The 26,077-nt window shown below is 39.4% G+C and carries 28 protein-coding genes; 5 read left to right on the top strand and 23 right to left on the bottom strand.

Annotation, left to right across the window (positions count from 1 at the left end):
* Positions 1-95: 95 nt before the first annotated feature.
* A complete protein-coding gene (locus K3T81_RS17510) occupies positions 96-491 on the top strand; it encodes a TIGR02328 family protein (RefSeq protein WP_238021420.1) in 396 nt (131 codons plus the stop codon).
* 37 nt (positions 492-528) lie between these two features.
* On the opposite strand, the gene splB is transcribed toward K3T81_RS17510, so the two are convergent.
* Both splB and K3T81_RS17500 read right to left on the bottom strand, forming a co-directional pair.
* The gene (splB, locus tag K3T81_RS17505; protein ID WP_036573652.1) at positions 529-1,557 is read right to left on the bottom strand and encodes a spore photoproduct lyase; all 1,029 of its coding nucleotides are present in this window, start codon (positions 1,555-1,557) and stop codon (positions 529-531) included.
* Positions 1,550-1,807 carry a transcriptional regulator SplA domain-containing protein gene (locus K3T81_RS17500; protein ID WP_238021413.1) on the bottom strand — a complete coding sequence of 86 codons (258 nt, stop codon included), beginning with the start codon at positions 1,805-1,807 and terminating at the stop codon, positions 1,550-1,552. Before K3T81_RS17500 ends, splB begins: the two co-directional genes overlap by 8 nt.
* A gap of 299 nt (positions 1,808-2,106) precedes the next feature.
* On the opposite strand from K3T81_RS17500, the gene K3T81_RS17495 reads away from it, so the two are divergent.
* Positions 2,107-2,547, top strand: a complete 441-nt coding sequence (locus K3T81_RS17495) for a DUF4279 domain-containing protein (RefSeq protein ID WP_238021408.1) — start codon at positions 2,107-2,109, stop codon at positions 2,545-2,547.
* Positions 2,548-2,598: 51 nt separating this feature from the next.
* On the opposite strand, the gene K3T81_RS17490 is transcribed toward K3T81_RS17495, so the two are convergent.
* From K3T81_RS17490 to K3T81_RS17475, 4 genes are all read right to left on the bottom strand, one after another.
* The gene (locus tag K3T81_RS17490; protein WP_058950375.1) at positions 2,599-3,414 is read right to left on the bottom strand and encodes a ZIP family metal transporter; all 816 of its coding nucleotides are present in this window, start codon (positions 3,412-3,414) and stop codon (positions 2,599-2,601) included.
* 210 nt (positions 3,415-3,624) lie between these two features.
* Positions 3,625-4,416 carry an endonuclease/exonuclease/phosphatase family protein gene (locus K3T81_RS17485; protein ID WP_238021392.1) on the bottom strand — a complete coding sequence of 264 codons (792 nt, stop codon included), beginning with the start codon at positions 4,414-4,416 and terminating at the stop codon, positions 3,625-3,627.
* Between the two features lie 74 nt (positions 4,417-4,490).
* Positions 4,491-4,808, bottom strand: a complete 318-nt coding sequence (locus K3T81_RS17480) for a YolD-like family protein (RefSeq protein ID WP_238021383.1) — start codon at positions 4,806-4,808, stop codon at positions 4,491-4,493.
* A gap of 2 nt (positions 4,809-4,810) precedes the next feature.
* Positions 4,811-5,023 (bottom strand): hypothetical protein, encoded by a 213-nt coding sequence (locus tag K3T81_RS17475; protein WP_238021376.1) that lies wholly within the window; start codon positions 5,021-5,023, stop codon positions 4,811-4,813.
* Between the two features lie 181 nt (positions 5,024-5,204).
* On the opposite strand from K3T81_RS17475, the gene K3T81_RS17470 reads away from it, so the two are divergent.
* On the top strand, positions 5,205-5,831 hold the full coding sequence (locus tag K3T81_RS17470) for a cupin domain-containing protein (RefSeq protein WP_238021374.1): 627 nt from the start codon (positions 5,205-5,207) through the stop codon (positions 5,829-5,831).
* Between the two features lie 3 nt (positions 5,832-5,834).
* Here the strand turns inward: K3T81_RS17470 and K3T81_RS17465 are convergent, their stop codons facing one another.
* The 6 genes from K3T81_RS17465 to K3T81_RS17440 form a co-directional block, all read right to left on the bottom strand.
* Positions 5,835-6,620 carry a cytochrome c oxidase assembly protein gene (locus tag K3T81_RS17465; RefSeq protein WP_238021365.1) on the bottom strand — a complete coding sequence of 262 codons (786 nt, stop codon included), beginning with the start codon at positions 6,618-6,620 and terminating at the stop codon, positions 5,835-5,837.
* A complete protein-coding gene (locus tag K3T81_RS17460; protein WP_238021357.1) occupies positions 6,613-7,107 on the bottom strand; it encodes a DUF2243 domain-containing protein in 495 nt (164 codons plus the stop codon). The genes K3T81_RS17465 and K3T81_RS17460 overlap by 8 nt, the downstream gene beginning before the upstream one ends.
* Positions 7,108-7,248: 141 nt before the next feature.
* Positions 7,249-7,995, bottom strand: a complete 747-nt coding sequence (locus K3T81_RS17455) for a sulfite exporter TauE/SafE family protein (protein WP_036573665.1) — start codon at positions 7,993-7,995, stop codon at positions 7,249-7,251.
* Positions 7,996-8,138: 143 nt separating this feature from the next.
* Positions 8,139-8,996 (bottom strand): aminoglycoside phosphotransferase family protein, encoded by an 858-nt coding sequence (locus tag K3T81_RS17450; RefSeq protein WP_238021344.1) that lies wholly within the window; start codon positions 8,994-8,996, stop codon positions 8,139-8,141.
* 77 nt (positions 8,997-9,073) lie between these two features.
* Positions 9,074-9,574, bottom strand: coding sequence for a GNAT family N-acetyltransferase (locus K3T81_RS17445; protein ID WP_238021777.1), 501 nt, complete (start codon positions 9,572-9,574; stop codon positions 9,074-9,076).
* Between the two features lie 31 nt (positions 9,575-9,605).
* On the bottom strand, positions 9,606-10,259 hold the full coding sequence (locus K3T81_RS17440; RefSeq protein WP_238021337.1) for a YjbE family putative metal transport protein: 654 nt from the start codon (positions 10,257-10,259) through the stop codon (positions 9,606-9,608).
* A gap of 162 nt (positions 10,260-10,421) precedes the next feature.
* Between K3T81_RS17440 and K3T81_RS17435 the strand changes: the two genes are divergently transcribed.
* Positions 10,422-11,873, top strand: coding sequence for an aldehyde dehydrogenase family protein (locus tag K3T81_RS17435; RefSeq protein ID WP_238021330.1), 1,452 nt, complete (start codon positions 10,422-10,424; stop codon positions 11,871-11,873).
* An 85-nt stretch (positions 11,874-11,958) separates the two neighbouring features.
* On the opposite strand, the gene K3T81_RS17430 is transcribed toward K3T81_RS17435, so the two are convergent.
* The 3 genes from K3T81_RS17430 to K3T81_RS19605 all read right to left on the bottom strand — a co-directional run bounded on the left by K3T81_RS17430 (position 11,959) and on the right by K3T81_RS19605 (position 15,112).
* Entirely contained in the window at positions 11,959-13,131 is a 1,173-nt protein-coding gene (locus K3T81_RS17430) for a hydroxymethylglutaryl-CoA synthase (RefSeq protein WP_106896406.1), read from the bottom strand.
* A gap of 163 nt (positions 13,132-13,294) precedes the next feature.
* Positions 13,295-14,467, bottom strand: a complete 1,173-nt coding sequence (gene rodA / locus K3T81_RS17425; protein WP_238021315.1) for a rod shape-determining protein RodA — start codon at positions 14,465-14,467, stop codon at positions 13,295-13,297.
* A gap of 12 nt (positions 14,468-14,479) precedes the next feature.
* A complete protein-coding gene (locus K3T81_RS19605) occupies positions 14,480-15,112 on the bottom strand; it encodes a DUF1232 domain-containing protein (protein ID WP_238021306.1) in 633 nt (210 codons plus the stop codon).
* 190 nt (positions 15,113-15,302) lie between these two features.
* On the opposite strand from K3T81_RS19605, the gene K3T81_RS17415 reads away from it, so the two are divergent.
* Positions 15,303-16,232, top strand: a complete 930-nt coding sequence (locus K3T81_RS17415; RefSeq protein ID WP_238021297.1) for an LCP family protein — start codon at positions 15,303-15,305, stop codon at positions 16,230-16,232.
* A gap of 248 nt (positions 16,233-16,480) precedes the next feature.
* Here K3T81_RS17415 and K3T81_RS17410 read toward each other — a convergent pair whose 3' ends face one another.
* The 8 genes from K3T81_RS17410 to K3T81_RS17375 all read right to left on the bottom strand — a co-directional run.
* Positions 16,481-17,245: a fumarylacetoacetate hydrolase family protein gene (locus K3T81_RS17410; protein ID WP_238021289.1), complete on the bottom strand. Its 765-nt coding sequence runs from the start codon at positions 17,243-17,245 to the stop codon at positions 16,481-16,483.
* Between the two features lie 22 nt (positions 17,246-17,267).
* Positions 17,268-19,439, bottom strand: coding sequence for a malate synthase G (locus K3T81_RS17405; RefSeq protein ID WP_238021287.1), 2,172 nt, complete (start codon positions 19,437-19,439; stop codon positions 17,268-17,270).
* 24 nt (positions 19,440-19,463) lie between these two features.
* Entirely contained in the window at positions 19,464-20,591 is a 1,128-nt protein-coding gene (locus K3T81_RS17400; protein ID WP_238021279.1) for an NAD(P)/FAD-dependent oxidoreductase, read from the bottom strand.
* Between the two features lie 19 nt (positions 20,592-20,610).
* Positions 20,611-21,624, bottom strand: a complete 1,014-nt coding sequence (locus K3T81_RS17395; protein WP_238021267.1) for an ABC transporter ATP-binding protein — start codon at positions 21,622-21,624, stop codon at positions 20,611-20,613.
* On the bottom strand, positions 21,621-22,607 hold the full coding sequence (locus tag K3T81_RS17390; protein WP_238021258.1) for an ABC transporter ATP-binding protein: 987 nt from the start codon (positions 22,605-22,607) through the stop codon (positions 21,621-21,623). The genes K3T81_RS17395 and K3T81_RS17390 overlap by 4 nt, the downstream gene beginning before the upstream one ends.
* Position 22,608: 1 nt before the next feature.
* Entirely contained in the window at positions 22,609-23,550 is a 942-nt protein-coding gene (locus K3T81_RS17385) for an ABC transporter permease (RefSeq protein WP_238021251.1), read from the bottom strand.
* 11 nt (positions 23,551-23,561) lie between these two features.
* Complete coding sequence (locus K3T81_RS17380; protein WP_036573695.1) at positions 23,562-24,479, bottom strand: ABC transporter permease; 918 nt, start codon at positions 24,477-24,479, stop codon at positions 23,562-23,564.
* Between the two features lie 51 nt (positions 24,480-24,530).
* A partial coding sequence (locus K3T81_RS17375) for an ABC transporter substrate-binding protein (RefSeq protein WP_238021249.1) occupies positions 24,531-26,077 on the bottom strand: 1,547 nt, incomplete at its 5' end.

Here is a 26,077-nt window from a genome sequence, read left to right as displayed (position 1 = left end):
ACAAATAATGAGTCTCATGGGAAACGATCTAGTTGCCATCATCTTTGTCTATCGTTAAACTACAAGTAACAAAGACCACACCAGGAGGAATCACCATGCGACTTTGGCACGAAAATTTAATTTCCCACCTGCCTAGGCAACAACTGCTTGGACAGCATCGCGAATGCTGTGCTCTTAGAGGTAATGGTTGGGGAAAGCCACATTCTACAGTAAATTATGTATTCGATTATTCACCATATCGTCTGTTTATCTACCATCAATTAATTATGAGGGAGATGCAAAAACGAGGATATCGGGTCGATCCTTTATGGGAAGATCCTTTTTATAGAGGAAAGATTTCTGAAGCACATAATGAAAATAGCCTTTACGCAAATGAGCATGTAGACGAACTAGAAAGACCACTCTATCCTGAGCATTCCCCTGTCTACTTAAAAGAATGTCTTGATAACCTGAGCGAAAAAGGCATTGAATTGCCAAGAATACAAGAATAAATGAAACCCGCCAGTAAGGCTGGCAGGCTTCTTTTTTTTATGTGAAATATTCTATTTTGGCATCAGGGAAGTAGTGGTTGATATAGCCACCAAGCGTATCTTTGATGTCTTCTTGTTCTTCATTTTGATAGACGTATTTACCAATTCCGTATCTTCCCCATTTCCACTTTCGTTTTGATTCATCAAGTTCAAGCTTTGTCATCGGGTAATTTTCCTGAATTACTCGCTTGGCCGGCTTGGTAAAGCGATGCTGAATTAATTCAAAAGTTAAATCCTTCGTTGCTTTTGCTGGCAAGGCCGCTTCCAGCCTTTCAAACATCTCTTTATAGCCTTCTTTCCAACCCTCATGCAAATAAATTGGAGCAACAATAAAACCGAGTGGGTATCCAGCTTCGGCAATCTTTACTGCTGCCTCAATCCGTTCTTTCAGTCGGGACGTACCTGGCTCGAAATATTTAATAATGTAATCATCGTTTACACTAAAACGGAAGCGTGTTCTACCTTTATGCTCTGCATCTAGTAAATGATCGACATGCGCAAATTTCGTAACAAAACGGAGCTTGCCATGCTCCGATTTCCCGAAGTATTCAATTGCCCTTTTTAATGTGTGGGTCAGATGATCAATCCCCACGATATCAGAGGTACAGGATGCTTCAAACCGGGTGAATTCAGGTGCCCTTTCCTGCATATATTCCTCTGCGGCATCAAAAATCTCGTCAACATTTACATACGACCGGATATAAGGCTTGCTTCCCATTGTTGTTTGCAAATAGCAATAATGACAGTGGCCCATACAGCCTGTTGCAAATGGAATTGCATACTCTGCAGATGGCTTCGATGTATCAAATTTAAGTGTTTTACGGATACCGAGTACGAGCGTTGACTTTGCTGTCCGGTATTTTTGAAAATGATTCTCTCCAGGTAAATTACGAATTTGGTTATGAGATGTTGTTTCCCTTATCTCAATATCCATCTTTTCAAACTTTCCAATTAACTCCTTGGCAAGCGGATATTCCATAGCTCGTGGCTCTACGTATACAAGTTGCGGCACAAAAGGCTTAACCATAATAATCCTCTGTTTCCGGTAGTCCAAAAGCAATCTGATATGCTTCCTCTGCTTCTTCAGCACTTTTGTATACCGCAAACTCCTCTGTTAATGGAAAATAAGTCTCGTGTATAAATAGTGCAAGTTCACCGTTTTGATCTGGATTCTTAACTACAGCAGCCTGTTGCACATGTGCCACGTCTTGGGCATGGGGATTGCGGATAATAATATAAACAACCTCTCCAGGTTGATAGGATTCATTTATATGCATTTTTTCACCATTCTTCCTTTTTACTATTCAGTATCCACACTTTCTGTAAAATTATGAGAGTTAGCCTTTTTTAACTAGTAAAATGAGAAAGTTATACATTGGTGCGTAGCATAGTAGAAGATGATTGTTTATATGGAGGAGACCTGACTACAGGCAATGGACTTAGTAAATTTAATTAGTTATAACCATTTCCAAGGAGCTATGATAAAATAAAGTATAAATATTGTGAAAATATCACCCTTAATCTAGCATAGCAATTTCGATTAATAGGAATTTTTATACTTTTCGGAGGTGTGTTTGTGGAGAGAACAAAGGTAAGAGTGTATTTTAGTCTATTTGGGGATACATTTCCCTTAGATTATGTGACAGTAAAATTAGACATTACACCCTCTACTACTTATACAAAAGGAGATACCATTACCCATCTTCCTACTGTTTTGGTTAGACAAGAAACTTGTTGGGAATTAGATACTGGCTACCAAGAATCTCTTGATGTAAATGACCAATTACAAAAAATCTTAGCCCAACTGCAAAATAAAGTATTTCTAATTAATGAGATTAAAATGAATTATTCTGTTGAGTGTAAAATCTTTATTGTTGCGGAAATAGAAGATGGAGATACTCCTGCTATATATTTGGATAGAGATATTATTAGATTTGCATCCATTATTGAAGCTGAATTTGATATAGACTTATATGCATATCCTTATGAAGAATCTAATGATGAGTTATTTGAGTAATTCATTCAATCCACAGCAAAAGGAGCTTGGTTACCCAAGCTCCTCTTTGCCTTATCCAAGGGCAACATCAAGTATCATCATGATGGTGAACCCAATCATTAAACTCATCACTGCAAGATCTTTATTTCCTTCTTCCTGCGAACCAGGAATTACCTCTTCTGCTACAACAAAAATCATCGCTCCTGCTGCAAAGCTTAATGCATAAGGAAGAAGCGGCTGGATAAAGGTAACAGCCATCGCCCCGATAATCCCGGCAATTGGCTCAACCATCCCGGAAAACTGCCCGTACATAAAGCTCTTCCGGCGGGACATACCTTCTCTTCGTAGTGGCATGGAGACGGCTAGCCCTTCAGGAAAGTTCTGTATCCCAATACCTAACGCAAGAACAATGGCTCCTGTAATTGAAGCAGATGGAAATTCTGCAGCCACAGCCCCAAAGGCAACCCCAACCGCTAATCCTTCTGGAATATTGTGCAAGGTTATCGCCAAAACAAGTAACGTACTACGCTTTTTCTTTTTGGGCTGATATCCCTCGGCCTCACTCATTGGAGAGGTGGGATGTAAATGTGGCAAAATTTTATCAATTCCCCATAGAAAAATACCACCGAGCATAAATCCAACTGCTGCGGGTACCCAGGTAATGGAGCCATTTTCTTCTGCCAAGTCTAGCGCCGGTGAAAGTAAAGACCAAAAACTGGCCGCAATCATAACCCCGCCCGCGAATCCGAGCATACTGTCCATTAATTTTTGATTAAAATTTTTAGTTGTAAATACGAGTGCAGCCCCAAGTGCGGTCATAGCCCAAGTAAATAATGTCGCAATCCCTGCTTGGGCAACTGGGTGCAATGATAGGAAGTAGTCTAGCATAATTAGTGCTCCTTTCTCTGCTGCAATGCCTTGTTTAAATGTCAGTCTATGTTGCTAATTTAATACTATTCCTATCTGACGGGATTTGTAAACAATATCGTACTAAGAGGATGATCCCGAGTAAATAATTTGGGAAGGTAATAAGGGCTATATAAAAATAAGACTTTATAAAAACGTAAAGGAGCAGCATAGTAGCTGCTCCTTACCATGTTAAGCATTTCCTCCTGCCTCTAACACAGCATATAGCGGATAATGATCACTTGGGAATTGATCTCCATTTCTTGTATTAACGACCTCTATAAAACGAGCTGTGACCTCTCCTTTTGCCAATATCCCATCAATTCGGAATTCCTTCCCTCCACCTGTAGGATCGTGAAAATTATTGAACGTTCCCAGTGTGTCATTTTTTCGTTCCGCTGCGGTTTCCCATAGGTTTAAATAGCCACTCTCCTTTAGAATTTGGAAAGGAGTACTTTCATGATTCGCATTAAAGTCACCTGTTAATACTGTAGGCAATCCTTCACTCAAATCTGACCTTTCCCCCAGTAATGCTGCAGCCTTCTCTCGTGCTTTGGAAGCTATATGATCAAAATGTGTATTTAGGATATAAAGTTCCTCTCCATTATCTAGACTACGGAATTTTCCCCATGACACAATTCGCGCACAGGAACTACCCCACCCTTTGGATCCAGGCTCCTCCGGGTTCTCTGATAACCAGTATGTAGCTGTATCGATTGCTTTAAAAGCAGCTTTTCGGAAAAAAATCGCAGATCGTTCTCCTTTCTCACCACCATCTCTCCCCTCCCCGATCCACTGATAGTCGGACAGATTTACTTCTAGATCGCTCATTTGCTGTGGTACTGCTTCTTGGATTCCTATAAAATCTGGATTTTTATCCTTGATTACCTTAATTACTTCTGGTAGTCTTTCCGCCCATGTATGTGGCGTTCCATCCTCACTTGTCAGGCACCTAATATTGTAGCTCATTACACCGATTTGCATGTAGCTTCCCCCTTAGCTATAATACTATCAGTATAGAATTACCCTTCTCGTTTCACAACCAGAAACTGAAACTGTTAATCAATCCAGGCTCCCGTCAAATGATCAAGCGGCAAATACTCCTCATTAATTTTCACAAACCTATTTAAGACATCAACACCCAGTAGCTTGCCTTTTACTTTCTGGTAGTCATGGTCTCTGAAATATTCCAACTCAATAGTCAAATCGTTCGCCAATGCCAGTTGAAGCTGTAAATTAATCTCTTCCATCTGGTACTCGGAAAGCATCGGTTTTTCTTTAAACTCCTCCTCTGCCCACATCTTTTTTAGTAATTCTATATGCTCTGGCAGCATCATCGCTGTCCATTTTATCGTACCTCTGTCATTGACACTCATTGTTATGCCCCCACTTTCTTGATTAGTCCAGCGGAAAGGATGTTTTCGCGTTTAAACGTGCGTACGCTTTTTCGATAATAACAATATGCAAGAACTAGTGTATCATCCATTTTTAGCACACGAATAAAACGTTGCGTAATCTGTTGATTTCCATCCATATAGAACACTACAATCTTTTGTTTTGTTTCCATCGAACGCTTGAATACTCCATTCATTGAGAACATCCTTTCCGGAACACTTGTTCAGAACATCTGTTCTTATTTTACCACATTAGCAAAAAAATATGCATGAAAATTTCTGGAAAAAGATTTGAAGGGAAAATTCCGCGTTTGTCACGACTTCAATTTATGAGGCATAAACTGTGAGGAAAAAACGAAGACGGGGAGTTGTGATCGTATGACAGTCTCATACATGGATTACACAAGTGAGAATGACACATATTTTGCCGATTTGAATAAAAATCGATTATTTACAAGGAATAGACAGAATTACATTAACCGATTAGGAAGAGATGTGTTGAATACTTTAGGAAATGTTTCGCTACTAGATATTTACTTAAGTGATAGGCGAGTTGTAGAACCACACTATCACCAGAACGCCGCCGAACTCGTTTATTGTATTTCCGGTGCAGCACGTGTATCCTTTATTAACCCATTTAATAATGAGGTCAGCAACATTACCATAAGACCTGGACAAGTGGCGAACATTCCTCAAGGATGGTGGCACTGGGAGGAAGCAACAACAGACCAAACACATTTGTTGGCCATATTTGACGCCCCGTATCCTGAGTATATTTTTGGATCTGACATTCTGACAAAGACACCAGTTGAAGTACTGGCACATACGTATTGCCTGAATGCTGATCAGTTACGCAAAACACTTTCTCCACTTAACAATGAAACCATTATTATTGGTCCTACCGATGAATGTGTGCAAAACCAAGTAAAACAGACCTATTCTAGAAGCGACAATTCCTCCACTTACTATGGCGGGTATTATCCACAGGGGCAAAATCATTTCTAATGCCTAGACAGTTTCGAACTTTGCCAACGCTTGGCGTGGTGCAGCAAAACGGTACCAATGTAACATGAGAATAAAAATCAACACCAAATCAATCGCATCCCCACCATAATACATTAATATTCCTCCTGCCTCTGCCTCGTGAGTGGGGACTCCAATTGGAGGATGTGCGTATATATATTTAGACAGAATCGCATGTGCTCCTAAAGCAAACACGAGGACAATGCTACGATATAAATAAGAAAAGCGATGAGGTGTCGGGTCGATATAAATCATCGCTACTGTAAATAAATATCCAGCTGCAAATACATGAAAATGAATAAGCAAATAAACGAGAAGATTATGGTGCATGAAGTGATATAAATTTGTTGTGTAGAGCAGCCATAGTCCTCCTATATTTAATATAGAAGCAATAATCGGATTGCTAAGCACCGATACAGGGAAACTTTTTAAGAAATTGGCAATGAAACGCGCCTGCCTGACAGGAAGCGCTCGAAGCACTAAAGTCACTGGTGCAGAGAGTACCAATAAAAGTGGCGCAAGCATTCCGAGTAGGAGATGTCCCAGCATATGTGCAGTAAAATTTGTGTGGGCCCATTCTGCTAAAGGCCCTATGACTGCACAGGTGGCTACAATTACTCCTAAAGTCCAGAGAATATATCTGGACATTGGCCATGGTTGTAAATGGCTTTTTCGGTTGGAAAGAAAGCCTGCTAGACAATAAACAGCAATCCCAGCAATAGATAGAGCTAGGACGATAATAGTCCACCCCCCTTGTATTCCATTATGCACCCGAACTCGACTCCTTCCTCTTATGCATTCTTTTTCTTGTTTGGAAAAGAATGATCAATCCAGCCAAAATCATGAGGATTGCAACACCGTTCCAAACTATGTCATAAATCCAGACATTATCAACATAACGAATTTGATGCAGTCCCATTACCTTATGTTGAATCAATCCAGCATATAATTGAAAAGCACCTGCTCCCAGGAGCAACCCGCCCCACCAACGCTTTAGCCAAAGAGCCCGTCTACGCCGCAGATCCGCAAACATAAAAAGACCACCAATGGTAGCGAACCAACTGAATGCGTGGAAAAGCCCATCGGAAATAAGACCAATATCTGTCGTAGACTTATCATAAAAATGGTGCCATCGCAGTAACTGATGAAATACTGTTTCATCAATAAAAGCAGCAATTCCTAAGCCAAATAATATACCAGATAACAAATTCCGACCGGCATACTTTATTATCATCTTCGCATGATCTTCCGTATCCATAATACCACCTCGATTTCAAGCTTTTTACTTGTATACCCCTGTAGTACCCCGTTCATTCAAGCAAATATAAAAAATCCGAACCACCGAAGATACTGTCATAAGTTCGGTGGTTCAGATTAAGCTTTAATCGAAATAGTAAAGCTAATTCAAAAGTAGATTAATTCCCCCAAGTGCCGCCAAAATGAGCACAAGGATAGTAAAAACTTTTTGCGGAATAATTGGTAGTACCTTAATACCAACAAATGCCCCTAGAATAATAGCAGGGACTAACCATGCATTAAACGAAATTGATTCTACTGTAATGAGCTCCAAATGGACATAGAACGGTACCTTAATGAGGTTAACAAACAGAAAGAACCACGCTCCCGTTCCAACAAACTCCTTCTTAGGTAGCCCCTTCACTAATAAGTAAATTGTCATGATTGCTCCAGCAGCATTTCCTACCATAGTGGTAAAACCGCCCAAAATCCCCATCAGCAACGTGAAACCCAGTGAGTTAGGTAATAAAGTATTAAACTTCGTACCAAATCGCTCTCGCACAAAATTCAGGGTGATCATGACAAGCACAATAATCCCAATCAACGGCTTCAATTGTGCATCGTTTACATGTTCAAGTACAAAGTAACCCGCAACAATCCCAATTAACACCCACGGAATTAACCCTTTTAAATGGTTCCATTTTACATTTCTACGATAATAAATAATTGCAAAAAAATCCCCCACTAAGAGCATCGGCAACAGAATACCGACAGAATCTCTTGCAGGGAAGACAAACATAAGTAATGTGACAACCAATATAACTAAATTAGGCAATCCAGACTTTGAAAAACCAATACAAAGCGCACAAAAGATTACCAAAATCCATTCCAATAACGTTAATTCAAACATCGTGCTGCCTCCTGCTTTTAAAAACTATTACTTTAGGATCGTTTAATAGTGCTTACTATGTAATTAGAAGTGCAACTAACACTAAGTAATACTTGCCTTCACCTTTCATCGTAACACAATTAAGTTATTTAAAAACTCTTACACTACTGAACAAGCCTTTTTAAAATCGCGATATTTTCTTCAAGAAATAAAGCATTCTTTTCAATTCCACGTCGTTTACACCAACCGATACTATTAAAAGCATCTGTGAACTGATAAAAAGGCAGGACTGCTTCTAATTCAATTAACGGCCTCACACTGTTGTAGCCATCTTGATAGGCTTTATATAACGCAACATCGAAGCGCAAAAAATCACGATGCAACTTGGTGAAATCAACTTCTGTTGAACCAAAACGTACACTTTCCAAATCAATAACGCCAGCATCATTATTCTCAGCCACAATGATGTTTGCTGGGCGAAAATCCATATGTATAAAACTTGGGCCGTCTGGTTTAGGAAGCTGTCGTTTCATTTTTTCAAACTTCTTAATAGCTATATTGTATAAACGCTCCTCAAGTACTTTTTCTACATCTTCTGCAAAACTATAAAACTTTTCTTCTATAAAAGTAGACCAGTTCACAAATTCATTTTCAATTCCCTTTAAACCATCAGGCGGCTGAATTTCATGAACGGAGGCATGAAGTTCCCCAACGCGATAGGCTGCTGGTTTAGTTACATTGGGTGTTAATGGGTTGCCTTGTAATTCAGATAATAAAAGGGCTCCTGGGCAATCCTCATCACCAGACCAATAATCTAACAATTCCGGGACAGAGACCTTGCCCGTTAAAATAATATAAGCCTCTAACTCTCTTTGGTACTTTAATCTTGTAAAAGGTATTTTTAAATAAACAGTTTCGCCATTATGTAAAATACATTTATATACCGTGGAGCTATGCGAATCATCTACTTCAAGAAATGATTGAACCTGTAGCCCGAATTTATCCAGAATGCGATTTAACAATTAAACCTGCTCCTTTCCTAACAAAATGGAGTCATATAAAACGCTAGATATACGAACCTCATGAAGAGGAGAACTGTCTAAGCATTCTTGATCGAATATACTAACGTATCCCCTTCAGAAAGCCTTACTGTTTTCTCATAGATCAGCCCTGCCTTTTTAGCAACGAAAATGGATGCGGGGTTATTCGGATTAATCAAGCTAATTAACTTGCTTAAACCTTTTTCCTCTAATCCATATTCTCGTAATGCAATAGCCGCTTCTTTAGCTAGTCCTCTCCCCCAAAAATCTGGAAGTAACCAATATCCAATTTCTATTTCTTCCTTTCCTTCAATTGTTTGTCTCACCAGACCGGCATGGCCTATCAGCTTATCTTCTGCTTTTAGTTTAACAGCCTGCAATCCAAACCCATACTCGTACTCGGAAATCCAGTGTCCCAAACTATCATTAGCTTCTGCAAATGTTTTCGTTTTTCCTTTTCCAATGTAACGCACAATATTCGGATTAGCCCATAATCCTGCATAGAAATCTAAATCTCCTTCCGTGTACGGTCTTAGAAGTAGTCTATCCGTTTCAATCATTCTCATAAACACCTCCTTTTCTTCTATTCTATCATGTTATCTGATTTCTCCGACGAATTCCACCAATGATTAGAACAAGAAAAATGAGAGCAAGTAGAAATATAGATTTGGGAAAAGATAAGATGTCCAATAACAGGGTCACTCTTTCCTCCTTCATTATCATTTCTCCCGCAGTCCACGCCAGTAATGCTGTCCCTCCATATACGATACTTGGATATTGTTCCATAGCTTTCATAATGAGACCACTGGCCATAAGAATAATTGGAATACTAATCATTATACCAATCATGATAAGCAAAAACTGGCCATTGGAAATGGCTACAATAGCTAGGACGTTGTCCAGACTCATTAAAATATCCGCAAAAATAATAATTGTGATCGCTTCTTGCAAGGAGCTGCCAACCTTTATTTGCTGATTATCCGGCTTGTCCACCAATAATTTATAAGCTACGAACAAAAGAAGCAATCCTCCAATCAAGTGTATCCACGGCAGTTTCAAAAGATAGAGCACAAGAAAGACGAATAAAATTCGAAATGCTATTGCCCCAAACGTTCCCCAGATAACAGCCTTTCGCTTCACGTGATCTGGTAATTTTCTACTTGCCATCGCGATGACGACAGCATTATCTCCACTTAGAATGATATTGACAAGCAGTATCTTTAGTAATGGCTCTATGATTTCCATAACGAGTCTCCCCCAATCTATTTCCTATGGATAGCCTATGATTCTAGAAAAGGAGACAGACCAGACAAAGAGCATTATCTCTATCCTGACATGCTCTATGTGTTTGCAGGTATCGTTCCTAGGGAAACTACAATATAACGACGGAAAGGAGATTGAGTCTAAATGCAAAACCAATATACGGAACTATTTATTAATGGAAAATGGACGACAGGGTCTTCTGGCAAAAAAGTTGAAAATTATAATCCATACAATGGTGAACCCTTAGGAACCATTCAATCAGCAAATCCTGAAGATCTAAATCAAGCATATGAAGCTGCTGCTGCCTACCAGCCAAAATGGGAGGCAATGGAGCCGGCTACAAAGCAGGAATATTTACTTCACTTAATCGAAATAATAAAAGACAATAAAGCACATATTGTGGATTGGCTTATCAAAGAAGCAGGAAGCAGCAAAGTAAAAGCGGAAGTTGAGATACAGTCAGCTATCCAAATTATCCGTGAATCAGCTTCCTTCCCAACAAGAATGCAAGGCACAACTGGGACCTCTAATACAGAAGGAAAAGAAAATTACACATTTCGCTCAGCCAAAGGTGTAATTGGGGTAATTGGTCCGTGGAATTTCCCATTCCATTTGGCAATGCGTACGATTGCCCCAGCTCTAGCGACAGGGAATACGGTAGTAGTAAAACCAGCTTCCGACACACCCGTAACATCAGGTTTGTTAATTGCTGATTTACTACAGGAAGCAGGCTTTCCAGATGGCGTCATTCATGTAGTAGCTGGACGTGGTTCTGAGATCGGAGATGAATTTGTCGAGCATCCAGTCCCTAAACTCATCTCATTCACAGGGTCGACAGAGGTAGGAAAGCATATCGCTCAACTTGCAAGTAAACATTTAAAAGAGACCTCTCTTGAACTTGGCGGAAATAATGTAATGCTCGTACTGAAGGATGCAGATATTGAGAAAGCAGCCGAAGCAGCTGTTTTCGGTTCTTTCCTTCACCAAGGACAGATTTGTCTATCACTGAATCGTATTATCATAGACGAAAGTATTTACGATGACTTTGTCTCAGCATTCACGCAAGCTGCCAAAAGACTTAAGGCAGGAGATCCTGCAGAAGACGATGTGTTAATCGGTCCGATTATTAACCAGGGACAGATAGAGCATATACAGGAGCTTGTAGAAGGTACAATCGATCAAGGTGCCAAGCTCCACACAGAATTTAAGACAGAGGGAAATGTTATAAAACCAGTTATTTTATCAGAAGTTACTAACGATATGCCAGCAGCGAAAGAAGAAGTGTTTGGACCTGTGGCTTCCCTTCTTCGTGCATCAGATGAAGAAACGGCAATTAAAATTGCCAATGATTCTCCTTTTGGGTTAAGTGGGTCTATCTTTACAAAAGATCGCTATCGAGGCATGCAAGTTGCCAAACGTATTGAAACTGGCATGGTTCATATTAATGATATGTCCGTTAATGACGAAGCACATATGCCATTTGGTGGTGCAAAGCAATCAGGCATCGGGCGCTTTAATGGCGAATGGATTATGGATGAATTCACAACCACGCAATGGATTAGTGTACAGGCAGAAAATCGAGAGTATCCATTTTAATAAGATATTATAGAACAAAAATCCCAAGATACATGAGTTGTATCTTGGGATTTTATTTGATTAAACAGTAAGCACCTGTATAGTACTACCTATTATCATTTACATACTGACGCATATGATCTTTTATGCCAGCTAAGTAAATTGATGAAGGATCATCTTCCTTCTCTAGTTCTAGAGTAGAGCCATCGGTTGGAAGTGTGTTATTAAATCGTTCCTCATATTCGGCAACATCAATCTCTTTTCTTGAATCAAGTATTTCTTTATGCCTAGTAGGTTGCAGAGCACCTTTAAAGCCTGGCTGCAAAATACCTGAAAAGAATTCGCCTACAGCACCAGAACCGTAGCTGAATAACCCGATTCTTGCCCCTTCTTCCAAATCCTCTTTTGTTTCCAATAGAGATAGCAGGCTAAGGTAAAGCGAGCCGGTATAAATATTACCAATACGCTTATTATACGTTTTGCTTGCTTCATTATTTTCTAACAACCTGTTTTGTGTAACTTCATCAGTCTCAGGTAAAAGTGGCTTTAATGCTTTTTGCCCCATCTTGGTATATGGTAGATGGAAGCAAATTGCTTCGAAATCAGAGAAGGAAGCGTCTGTTTTTACTTTATATTGCTCCCAAACCTTCGCAAAAAATTCAATGTATTGTTCATTTGATAGTTTACCATCAACGATTGCTTTATCTGTATAAGTAGGGCGCCAAAAATCCATCACATCACTCGTATGGTAAGCACTTTTCTCCTCAAGCGCAAGTATTTTCGGGTCAGCACTGATTAACATGGCAACCGCTCCTGCTCCTTGTGTAGCTTCCCCACCAGTACGAAGTCCATATCGAGCAATGTCCGATGCAAGTACTAATACTTTGCTTTCTGGATTTAACGCAATATGCCCTTTAGCCATCTGGATGGCTGCGGTAGCTGCATAACAGGCTTGTTTCATTTCAATACTACGTGCATCAGGATTTATCCCAAGCAGATCATGCACATAAACAGCTGATGCTTTTGAGCTGTCGATACCTGTTTCTGTACCGAAAATGACAAAGTCAATCTTTTGTTTATCCGCTTCATCTAAAATATTTAAGGCAGCATTGGCTGCAAGTGTTACCGTATCCTGTGTCATTGGAGCAAACGCCATTTCTTCTTGTCCAATGCCTATCGTGAATTTAGCAGGTTCCACGTCTCTTGCAATTGCTAGTTTATTCATATCTACATATAAGTGTGGTGCGTAAAAACCAATTTTATCAATACCTATTTTCAATGTCCTGCTCCTTTACTACTAAATTTCTACTATTTTACAAGTGATGTATTTCACAAAAATAAAGTCCTTCAAGTTTAATGCAATATAAGATTAATAATATACTTTTTTCTATTCAAAAACAATTCATGTGTACAGAGTATTCATTTAACGTTTCATCAACGCCTTAATCGGAGTTGTTTGAAAAACCTTTATCAAACAAATTATGTTTCCTAGTTCGCATCTGAATACTGAGTATGAGACCAATCGCTGCCATGTTAGTTAACAATGCACTACCTCCATAGCTTATAAATGGCAAGGCAAGCCCTGTTATTGGCATTAATCCGATTGTCATTCCAATGTTTTGAAATACTTGAAAAGCTATTAAGGCTATAATTCCTATTCCTATGTATGCTCCAAAAAGGTTCTTTGCATTTAAAGTAGCTAGTACAATTCGATAAATAAGAAAGAAATAGAGAAATACTAAAATACAAGCACCAGTGAAGCCGAATTCTTCACCAATCACCGCAAAAATAAAGTCTGTATGTGCCTCAGGAACCTTTCCGCTTTGAATTTGCACTCCTTGATTAAAACCATTTCCAGTTAACTGCCCTGATCCTATCCCCATTCTTGCTTGTTTCAGCTGATATCCAGAGTTGGAAGGAAAATGTTCAGGGTCTAACCAACCATAAATTCTAGATAGCTGATGGGGTTTAAAGATTTGCATCAATAATTCTGGTGCAACAAAGTAGAGACATACAATTACAGAAACTAGCGCGATTACTCCAAGAAGAATAAGCAGAACCATCTTGCTCGAAATCACCGATATAAACACCAAAGTAGCGGCAGTCACTCCTACCATGAGGGCAGAACCCAAATCTGGCTGTACTAACACCAAAATGAATGGAACAAGGGTAACAATGCCAATTTTTATTATAATCGGTATACTCTTTTTAAATGAAAGCCTTTTGTTACCAACCTTGTTTAAAAGGGTCGCAAGGTATATAACAAGAGAAAACTTCAAAAACTCAGAAGGCTGTAATTCAAATAAACCAAAGTTAATCCACCGTTGTGAACCGTTTTTAATCACACCAAAAAAATGTACATAAATAAGTAATAGAACACTAAATAGATATAAATAAAAACTCCATCGCTTTATTAGATCATAGTCCAATAACGCAAAAGCAGCTAAAACAGCAAAGCCCAATATATACCAAAATATTTGTCGTTTCAAAAAATAAAAAGAGTCAGCCGACTCATATTGTCCAGAACCACTATAAACTGCTATCAAACTAAATAGGAAGAAACAAAATATAATAAATAGTAATGTATAATCGATTACATGTTTTTTCGAGTTCATAAACGTCAAACCCTATCCTTGTTTAGCCAGCATGCTTACCGTTAATTGAACTGCAATAGCATCATCTATATATCCAATAGGAAAGAGATAGTCAGGAATTAAATCCAATGTTAAAACAAAGTATAGTAGAGCTCCGCCCATTATGAGTTGATGCTTTATTGTTACATTCCCAGAAGTAAACTGCTCATACATCTCTTCTAATTGCCGTATAAACGGTCCAGCAGCACCAATACGCTTTATCTTACTTTTAAATTTCTCCTTTATCGTTTCCTGCCCCTCTTCTGTCATTGCGTGTTGTCGGTGATTTTTTAACTGTTTCTCCAAACGATCAATTGAAAATTCATGGTGGTCCATATCGGAAGTTTCTATAACCTTTATTAACTGTTGGATATGCTTTTCTACTTTTTCCTCATTATTATCCGAAATAGAATAATCAGCATAACCAGCAACCTTTAAAAGCTCCTCTATTGGTATATCTAAGGCTTCAGAAAAAGCCCTTAAATGATGAATGTTAGCTTTCCTCTTGCCATTAATAATTCTAGAAATGCTAGAAGTTTCTATATTGGTCATTTCACTAAATTTACGCATGGTGAGACCGTTTATCTGTAATTGTTTTTTTAAAAACCCACCAAATTCTGTAGTCACTTTTTATGTCCACCTACCTATTCTGTCTTGAATACCTGATCTATATCGCAATTTACAGCATAGTTGACAATTTGTCAATCTATTAAGCAAGCATTTAATTACATATTAATTTACCAAAGAATTAGTATTTTGACATTTTGCCAACATTATCATATAGTTTACATAAATTAATACAAGGAGTGTCATTTACATGGGGAGATTAAAAAAGAAATCAAAATTAAAGAGAAGAATAAAGCTTAGTATGCTTACTTTCATTCTAATAATTGGAGGAGTAGTTACATATAGCATCATTCAGTTTAATCAAGGTTTATCTGCAGCAAAAAAGGAAAATTCCTCGGATAGCGAAGCAGTGCATACAGACTTTTCAGGAGAGGAAGTAAAGTTTGGAGAAGTAAAGGTGCTTTTAATCGGATCAGACGCAAGAGAGGGAGAGCAAGGTCGTTCAGACACCTTAATGATTGGTTACTATAATCAAAATACGAATGAAGTAAAAGTAGTATCTTTAATGCGCGATATTTATGTAGACATCCCAGGATACGGAATGAATAAGTTAAATGCAGCTTATTCTTTTGGCGGCCCCGAACTACTTAGACAAACAATTAAACAAAACTTTGATACAGATATAAATTATTATGCGATTGTAGACTTTAACGGGTTCCCTAAAATAGTAGATTTAATTGCACCGGAAGGTCTAAATATAAATGTAGCAAAAAAAATGTCAAAGAATATTGGAATGACTCTAGAAAAAGGAGAACAAACCTTACACGGCGAGGAACTTTTAGGTTATGTACGTTTTCGGAAAGATAGCGAAAGTGATTTCGGAAGGGTAAGACGCCAGCAGGAAGTTCTGTCAAAACTAAAAGATGAGGCAATTTCAGTGAATAGTATAGTAAAATTACCTAAGACACTAGGTATAGCAACAGGCTATGTTGATACAAATATTAGTAATAATATCTTATTTTCAATTGGAAAAGGGTTACTAACTTCAGATCAAGATGTCGAGACATTGAGACTACCAGTTGACGGATCTTTCACAAACCAACGTGTCAATGTCGGGGCTGTATTAGATATAGATTTTGATCAAAATAAACAAGCCTTAGAGGGCTTTTTATCAAGATAGAAAAATTTATCTGAGCTATTAAATGAAAGAAGCAAGTGAATTTAACTGATAGCGAATTTCTCAGAAAATAAAAGGTGCTATTTCACGTGTAATACGGCAAATAGCACCTGGAAAATAAGTTCCGAACTCAGAACCTTTTATTATAGAAAAAATTCAAGTTTTGTGGTTAGGTACTGATCCACGAAAGTTAGAATCTACTATGCTGGCTCGGTACCAATTCTTATAACAGAGAAACACCAAGTTTTCATCTAATAACTAACCTTCGTTTCATTACGTAATGTCCCTATGCCTTCAATGGTGCACTCTACCATTATATTTCCCCCAACCATTTCTGCACCAACAGGGCTTCCCGTTAAGATAACGTCTCCTGGCTGTAATGTCATCACATGAGATAAGTAACGAATCATCTCTTCAATGGTGACAATCATTAAATGTGTTGGACTATTTTGCTTCTCCACACCGCCCACTGTGGCTTCAATTCGAATCTTGTTTAAGTCAAGGTTCGTTTCTACTATTGGACCGATCGGTGTAAATGTATCAAAGGCTTTTCCAATGGTCCAGTGGCCATCCGGATGAAACATGACCGGTGCTGTAACATCGTTTGCAATTGTATACCCAAATACATACGGTTCCACAGGATCTTCTGGTTGTAATTGCTTTATCTCTTTCCCAATAACCACAGCCAATTCTGCCTCAAATTTCACATTTTCAACCTGCTCCGGTATAACAATGTTTTCATCAGGACCAATAACGGAAGATACTGGCTTAAAAAAGAATACTGGATGCTGTACAGGGTCACTAGGTAATTCCTCTTCACTTGCTACATAATTCGCCCCAATACCTATAATTTGATTTGGTAGGATTGGTGCAAGTAGCTTCACTTCACTACGTAGATGAACCCCACTTGTTTTCTCCCAATTGCTGTAGGGGTCCCCAGAGATTTGGATGATTTTGTCTTTTTCCAAAACACCTTGAAACACTTGATTTTTATCCTTGTATCGAACAAATTTCACATTTTCACCCTCTATTTAATCATCAGATAATTTCTTCTTTTTTTGCTTTTCTTCCCTCATGCAAAATAGGTTCTGTATAGCCATTTGGCTGCTTATGTCCTTCAAAGACAAGCTTACATGCGGTCTGGAAGGCAATCGAATTTGCTTCGTTATTTGCCATTGGCTCGTAGGAAGCATCCAGCTGATTCTGTTGATCGACCACTTTTGCCATATTCTTGAATGTATCGTAGACCTCTTCTTTTGTACAAACTCCATGATGCAGCCAATTTGCAATATGCTGACTGGATATTCGAAGTGTAGCACGATCTTCCATTAAACCAACATTGTGAACATCAAGTACTTTAGAGCAACCAATTCCCTGATTCACCCAGCGGACAACATACCCAAGTATCCCTTGAACATTATTATTTAATTCCTGTTGAATGCTTTCTTTAGCTAACAATTTTTCAGTCATAATAGGTATTTTTAAGAGCTCGTCACGATAGGAAAATAGCTCTGTCTTCGCTAGAAGCTGTTCCTGAACCTTGGAAACATCCACTTGGTGGTAGTGAAGAGCATGTAGTATGGCAGCAGTCGGTGATGGGACCCACGCTGTTGTAGCACCAGATAGTGGATGAACCACTTTTTCTTCAAGCATTGCTTTCATTCGATCTGGCGCAGCCCACATACCCTTCCCAATCTGTGCAATTTTCGGGAACCCACATGAAAGGGCAGCATAGACATTCGATGATTCATAGGCTTTAATCCACTCCGTATGCTTCATGTCATTCTTTCTTTGCACCGGACCAGCAAGCATAGACGTATGAATTTCATCGCCAGTACGATCCAAAAATCCTGTATTTACAAATACAATACGCTCTTTTACTTGCTTAATACATGCTTTTAAGTTAAGGGAAGTTCGCCTTTCCTCATCCATGACGCCAATTTTAATCGTATGCCGTGTTAGGCCAAGTATATCTTCTATACGGTTAAACAATGTATTACTAAACGCTACTTCCTTAGGACCATGCATTTTAGGCTTAACAATATATATAGAGCCTAACTCTGAATTGGCATATTTCTCTTTTCCATTCATTGAGTGCAGGGCAATAAGACTGGTGACGACGGTATCTAGTATACCTTCGTAAATTGGCTTACCAGTTTCGTCTAATATCGCATCAGTTGTCATCAAGTGACCAACATTCCGTATAAACAATAATGATCTCCCCTTAAGGATAAACCTATCATTACGTAACCCGATATATTCTCGATCCTCATGCAAATGCCGTTCAATCGTACTGCCATTCTTTTTAAAGGAAGCTTTTAAGTGACCATTCATTAGACCAAGCCAGTTCCGATAGACCTCCTGCTTATCCTCTGCATCAACTGCTGCAACGGAGTCTTCGCAATCGATGATAGTAGTAAGTGCGGCTTCTAAGATAATATCCTTTACATTAGCCTTATCTCTACTGCCGATTGGATCCTTTTCATCGCGTACCAATTCAATATGGAGACCATGATGTCTAAATAGAATAGAAGTAGGATTCTCCTTATTTCCAAGATACCCGCGGAATAAGGAGGGATCCTTTAATGAAGCGCTCCCTCCATTTTCCAGTGTAAAAATGAGGGCTTCTCCCCTAATATGATAGTCCGTTACATTGTGATGACTTCCCTTCTCCAATGGAAGAAATTGATCTAAAAGGCTTCGACCAAACGCTACTACCTTTTCTCCTCGTATAGGATTGTAATTAGATCTTATTTCAGCACCATCCGATTCTGAAATTACGTCTGTCCCATATAATGCGTCATACAGACTTCCCCATCGAGCGTTGGCAGCGTTAATGGCATAGCGAGCATTATTTACAGGAACAACCAATTGTGGCCCTGCAACAGTTACCTCGTCGTCCACGTTATCAGTGGTAACCTTCACTTTTTCAGGTTCCTCTTCTAAGTATCCAATTCTCTCAAGAAATTGCTTATATTGCTGTTGGCTAAACGTAGGGTTGGCAACATGCCAGTTATTAATTGCTGATTGCAATTGGTCCCTTTCCTTAAGTAATTCATCATTGATAGGTGTTAGCTCACTCACTAGATCAGAAAAATCATCCCAAAATTTGTTGTAATGAAGGTCAATGTTTACAAAGACCTCCTCGTGAAGGAAATCATATAACCCCTCTTCCACCTGTAATGTTCCTATTTTTTTATAGTTCGCCATTTCTATCAGCCTCTCATGTACATGTTAAATTGGTTCTTTCACTGTAATTGCTCGCATTGGCTGATATGGGCTCATATCCACTTCTATTTGTTCGTCCATCATTAACTCTGCTGCCAATGTGCCAACATAAGGACCCATCGTTAATCCAGATGCTCCCAACCCATTTGCCATGTATAACCCTGTAATGGCGTCCACTGCTCCTACTAATGGCAGAATATCTGGCCCCATCGGACGAAAACCAATACGCACTTCTTTTAAGGTTCCTTCATTCAAACCAGGAGCAACATCTAAAGCGGCTCCCAATACTTCGTGCACTCCTCCAGCTGTTAATCTATAATCAAATCCAGATCCAGTTTCTCTTGTAGCACCGGCAACAACACGAGAATCATCAAATGCCAACATATAATGACTAGTGTGTGGTAAAACAACTGGCCAATCTGACGTATCCTGTTGAGGTAAATTAATATGGGCAATCTGTCCACGCTGTGGCTCCATCGCCAGCTCAAGTCCTAGTGGTTTTAATAGTTCCGGCGCCCAGGCTCCTGCTGCGATAAGCACTTTATCAGCTATGATAGTCTCGCCATTTACAGTAACACCCATTATTTTTTTCGCCGATGTCTGGAGTGATGCCTCTCCTTCAATTAAGCGTGCACCGTGTTTTTGAGTCGCGCGCTTTAGCGCATCACGTAAATAACTACCGTCAATACGAGCTGCACCAGATACAAAAACAGCCTCCAAATCATCAGAAAGGGCAGGAAACATTGCTTGAGCTTGTTTTGCATCTAACCTTCTAATTTCACCGGCTTCAGGAGCTTCTTCTTGTTTCTTTCTAACTCGTTTTTCAACTTCGTCCAGTTTGGTAGGGTCTGAGCTGACGCTGAGTGCTCCTACTTTTTTATATCCCGTTTCCGACTCACCATCTTGTTTTAATTGTGCAATAAGATCAGGATAGAATCTGGCACCACGTTTTGCGATTTGGTACCAATCTGGATCATCTACACGGGAGATCCACGGACAGACGATTCCAGCACCAGCGGAAGTTGCTTTCCCGTCCTCAATTCGGTCTACCATCACAACCTCTACTCCATTTTTGACAAGATAATAAGCTGCACTTGATCCAACAATCCCAGTTCCAACTACGACGACTTTCATATTTTATTCTCCTCCCTTTTTATGCATGCAATGGATAATGACAGGCTACAAGATGTCCTTCTTCGTTTGCTTTCAATTTCGGCTTTTCCCCTTTACATTTTTCTGTCGCAAATGGGCAACGCGAGTAAAAACTACACCCTTTTGGTAAGTTGCGCTGATCGGGCAAATCCTTTTCAAGTATTACATCCTCGGAAACTTCTCTTAAAGAAGGGTCCGGAATCGGAACTGCAGAAATAAGTCCTTGGGTGTATGGGTGACGCGTCTTTGAAAATAGGCTTTCCTTGTCAGCCATTTCCACAATTTCCCCCAGATACATCACAGCAATCCGGTCACTGATATATTTAACAGCAGGGATTCCGTGTCCAATAAATATTAAAGTTAATTGTAACTTTTCCTTTAACTCTAATAATAGATTCAGTATTTGTGCCTGGATTGAAACATCTAAAGCAGAGACGGGTTCATCACAAACGATTAATTTTGGGTTTAAAGCAATAGCCCGAGCAATCCCAATTCGCTGTCTTTGGCCCCCACTAAATTGGTGGGGGAAACGATCTGCCTGTGATTGGTCAAGTCCTACCAGATCTAAAAGTTCATAAACTCTCCGATGTAATTCTTTCCCATTAGCTACTTTATGGGTCCGCAACGGTTCGGCAATAATATCAAATACTCGCATCCTTGGGTTTAAAGAAGAAAACGGGTCTTGAAAAATCATTTGAACCTCTTTTCGCATTTCCTGCAGCTGTGCTCGCGTCATGTTTAACACATCCTGCCCTTCAAAAAAAATGCTCCCTTCAGTGGGCTCAATAAGCCTTAGAATGGTATTTCCCATGGTAGATTTTCCACATCCAGATTCCCCAACGATGCCAAGTGTTTCACCCTTTTCCAGTAATAGGTTCACCTCGTTCACCGCTTTGACGCTTTCCTTCGGCTTCCCAAATAGATTAGTAGATACAACAAAGTGCTTTGAAAGCTCTTTCACTTCAAGTAATGGAGCTTTTATTGTACTTTGTTTGACTTGCACCTGTTGTGTCATACATTTACCACTTCCTTTTCCTGGTGTAGCCAGCAACGGACAGAAGATCCATCACTAGAAGCAACTAGGTCTGGCGATATTTCTCGGCACTTCTCCATTGCAAATGGACACCGATTTTGAAAATTACAGCCGGACGGTAGTTGATCTGGTGTTGGTACATTCCCTTCAATTGATTGCAGTTTTTCTTTAAGTTGGTGTATTTTAGGTGTACTGTTCAACAAACCTTTTGTGTACGGATGCTTCGGATTTTCAAATAGACTATATACGTCATTTTCTTCGACAATCTCTCCTCCATACATAACTACAACTCTATCCACCATTTCTGCAATAACACCAAGATCATGGGTTATTAAGATAATCGACGTGTTAAGTTCACTACTTAGATTTTTCATTAACTTTAATATCTGCTTCTGAATGGTGACATCTAATGCTGTGGTCGGCTCATCAGCAATGAGTAGTTCAGGGTTACATGAGAGAGCCATAGCAATCATCACACGTTGCCGCATCCCTCCACTAAGCAGGTGGGGAAAGGCATGATACTGGCGTTCTGGATTAGCCATTCCTACTTTGCTTAAAAGAGTAATACTCCGTTGCTTTGCTTCCTTCTTATCTACTTTTTGGTGAAGGCGAATTGCCTCGGAAATTTGATGGCCAATCGTGAACACAGGGTTTAGAGAAGTTAGTGGCTCCTGAAAGATCATGGAAATTTTATTCCCACGTATTTTACGTATCTCTTTTTCTGATAATGTCGTTAAGTCCTTATCATGAAACCTAATCTCCCCCTCCACAATCTTTCCGGGCTTATTAATAAGTTGAAGAATAGATAAAGATGTAACACTCTTCCCACATCCTGATTCTCCAACGATACCAATGATCTCCCCTTTTTTGATTGAAAAAGTTACGCCGTTTACAGATGGAATTACACCATTCTCGGTGAAAAAATGGGTATGCAAATTCTCAACTTCCAATAAGTTATCTGTCATTCTAAGCTCCTCCCTTTTTACTAAAGTAGTTTCGAGGATCTAGCACATCCCGTAACCAGTCACCGAGGAAAATAATGCCCAGTACAGTGATCGTTATAGCAATTCCAGGAAAAGTCGCGATCCACCAATTGGTAGCCAGATAATTCCGTCCATCAGTTAGCATGGCTCCCCACGATACGTCAGGTGGCTGAATCCCTAATCCAAGGAAGCTTAGTGATGCCTCAAGTATAATCGTAGTTGCTACACTTAATGCCGAAATAACAATAAAGGAAGAAATGATGTTTGGCACAATATGCTTTTTAATAATCGTAGTGTTTTTAGTTCCTATAGAGTGAGAGGCTCGTACAAAATCTCTTTCCTTAACACTCAATACTTCACTTCTTACTACACGAGCATAAGATACCCAATTGGTTAGACCAATGACCACTATCAAGGTCATAATGCTAGGTTCAAAGACTGCTAAAACTACTAAAATAAATAGAATGCTTGGTATGGCAAGAAATGAATCTACAATCCTCATAAGAATAGTATCTACCCACTTACCGTAATATCCTGCCGCTACTCCCACAAGTAAGCCAATGATTCCTGCTAGTACCACGGAAAAGATACCTACTAATAAGGAAACCCTCGTACCTACAATAATTCTGCTAAAAATGTCCCTTCCAAGATTATCTGTCCCAAGTAAATAGGAAGTAGACCCACCATCCATCCAAAATGGTGGCAACAGCATACCCGATAAATTATTCTCCGCAGGATCATGTGGTACTATAAGATCGGCAAAAATAGCTACCAACACAACGATTAGCACTATAAAGAATCCAACTGTTCCTGTTTTGCTTTGCAAGAGGAGACGACACCAGCGTTTTAAGCCTCCGTAGGCCTTTACTTTTCGCACTGTTGGTCGAATTCCCCCTACTGTTTTTGCTTCAGCATTTCCTTGCATGATGCCCCTCCTTATGAATAATTTATTCTTGGGTCCAGTAATCTATAAATTAAATCCGTTATTAAATTCACAATGATAACAAGCAATGCGATGACAAACACCGCCGCTTGAACTACTGCCATATCTCTCCCATTTACTGCTTGGACAAGCAATAAACCAATTCCTGGCCAAGAGAATACACTTTCAGTTATGAGTGCCCCGCTGACTAAATGTGAAACTTGTAAACCCATTATCGTCACAACAGGGATCAAGGAATTACGGAAAGCATGTTTATAAACTAATATATTGCTAGAAACACCTTTACTTCTTGCAGTTCTAATATAGTCCTGGTTAAGAATCTCTAGCATATTGGAACGAATAAGCCTTGTCATTTCTGCTGCTATACCCGTTCCTAAAGTAATAGCGGGAAGAATCATATGTACGATTGTACCTCTCCCAGATACAGGGAAAAATTGGATGTTGACTGCGAACAATAATATTAAGAGAATACCCAGCCAAAAGTTTGGCATTGCTTTCCCTAATACAGAACCCCCTGTAATAAATAAATCTACTAACGAATTTTGTTTACGTGCAGAATAAATCCCTAGTGGAATCGCCATTAACGTTGCTACTACCATAGAAGCAGCAGCAAGCTCAAATGTTGCTGGCAATCTTTCTAATACCAATGGAAGTGCAGCTTGGTTATAACGGAAAGATGTACCGAAATTACCTTGAATTAAATCACCCACAAAGCGAAAGTACTGAATATAGAATGGGTCAGTCAGTCCAAGCGCCGCTCGCATTGCTTCCCGATCACTTTCCGAAGCATCTTCTGGCAGCATTAAAGCAACGGGGTCCCCTGCCATATACACAAGTACAAATACAACAAACGAGATGATGAATAGGACAGGGATGATCTGTAGTAGGCGTTTCACAAGATACTTCTTCATATCAAGTCTCCTTTTGGGGAGCCAACGTTTGCCAGGCGGCTCCCCCTGTCATTATTTTTTCGTTAGATCATCAAAGCGGATTGCTTCGTCCAAACGTGGTGTAAAAGTAATGTTTTCACTTACCCCGTAGTTCACGGCATTTTGGTAAAGGAAAATATGTGGTCTCTCTTCAGCTACGATTTCTTGAATTAATTGATACTGTTCTTTACGCTCTTCTTCGTCTAAATTTTGGCCTGCAGCGTTAAATAGTTCCTCGACTTCTTCATTTTTGTAATCCGTCTGACCGGCCGCTCGCTCCTCAGTATAGTGAACTAAGGAATAAGATGCATCAAGCAAACCATCTGCCAGGCCAATCATAATTAATTCTTCGTTCGACTTTGAATTGTATTCATCTAAAAACGAACTTGATTCAAGTAATTTCAGCTCTGCATTGATGCCTGCCTCACTTAACATACTTACAATTAGTTGTGCTACTTCACTATCCAATGGGTAACGACCTCTCGATGAAGTAAAAGTAATATCAATGCCATCTGGATGTCCAGCTTCTGCTAAAAGTTCTTTTGCTCTTTCTACATCATAAACCCGTGTATTTGTTAAATCCGGGTTTGTTCCAAATACGCCTTCTGGAACTCTGGTACGAACCGGAACTCCTGTACCCTGAAGAACTGAATCTACAATTGCCTGCTGATCGATAGCAAGATCAATCGCTTCCCGAACTTTTGGATCAGAGGTTACATACCCTTCCGTTGTGCGAACCATTAAAAGACTAACTCTAGTTGTTTCACCATTTACCAAATCAACGCCTGATTCTGACTCTACACGCTCCCATTCGTTCGGTGGGATATCTGTTGCAACATCAACCCCACCTGTCAGCAATTCACCAACTCTGGTAGAACTTTCTGGAATAGCACGTACTTCAACTTTATCCCATTTAGGTTTATCCCCATAATAATCTTCAAACGGTACCAGTGTTACGCGATCATCACGAATCCAATCTTCAAATTGATAAGGTCCTGACCCAATTGGTTTCTCTTGAAATCCTTCTATTCCTACTTCCTCAAAATAAGCTTTGGGAAGTATATCGGACCCACTTTTCGCAAGAAGATTTAGTATTGTAGGCATTGGTCCATCTGTAGTAATTTCCACCGTTTGCTCATCTTTTACGTTTACTTCCTTCAATTGTTTAAAGTATGGATATTCCTTTAAAGTTTCATCAGTCATAACGCGCTCCAAACTAAATTTTACATCTTCTGCCGTAACTACCTCTCCATTATGAAAAGTTGCTTCTTTTAATGTAAACTCCCAAGTTTCTTCATCGATTTGTTTGTACGTGTCCACAAGGTCCTCTTTCAATGCCAGTTCGTTATCCCACATAAATAATCGGCTAAACATATTACGATGGACACGGTCCCCTGTAGTGCTTAAAGAATTTTGTGGATCGATTGACGGAATGTCAGCAGCTTGTGCTATGACAAGAGTATTACTGTCGTCCTCGCTTCCTCCTGTTGTTGTTTCTCCTTCATTACTACAGCCTGCAAGTGTCATGATAACTAAAATTAGAAAACCAATACTAAAAGTGCTTATTTTTTTCATTTCCA

The sequence above is a fragment of the Oceanobacillus jordanicus genome (assembly GCF_022095695.1).
Taxonomy (GTDB): domain Bacteria; phylum Bacillota; class Bacilli; order Bacillales; family Amphibacillaceae; genus Oceanobacillus_B; species Oceanobacillus_B jordanicus.
This window is presented reverse-complemented; position numbering and strand designations above follow the sequence as displayed.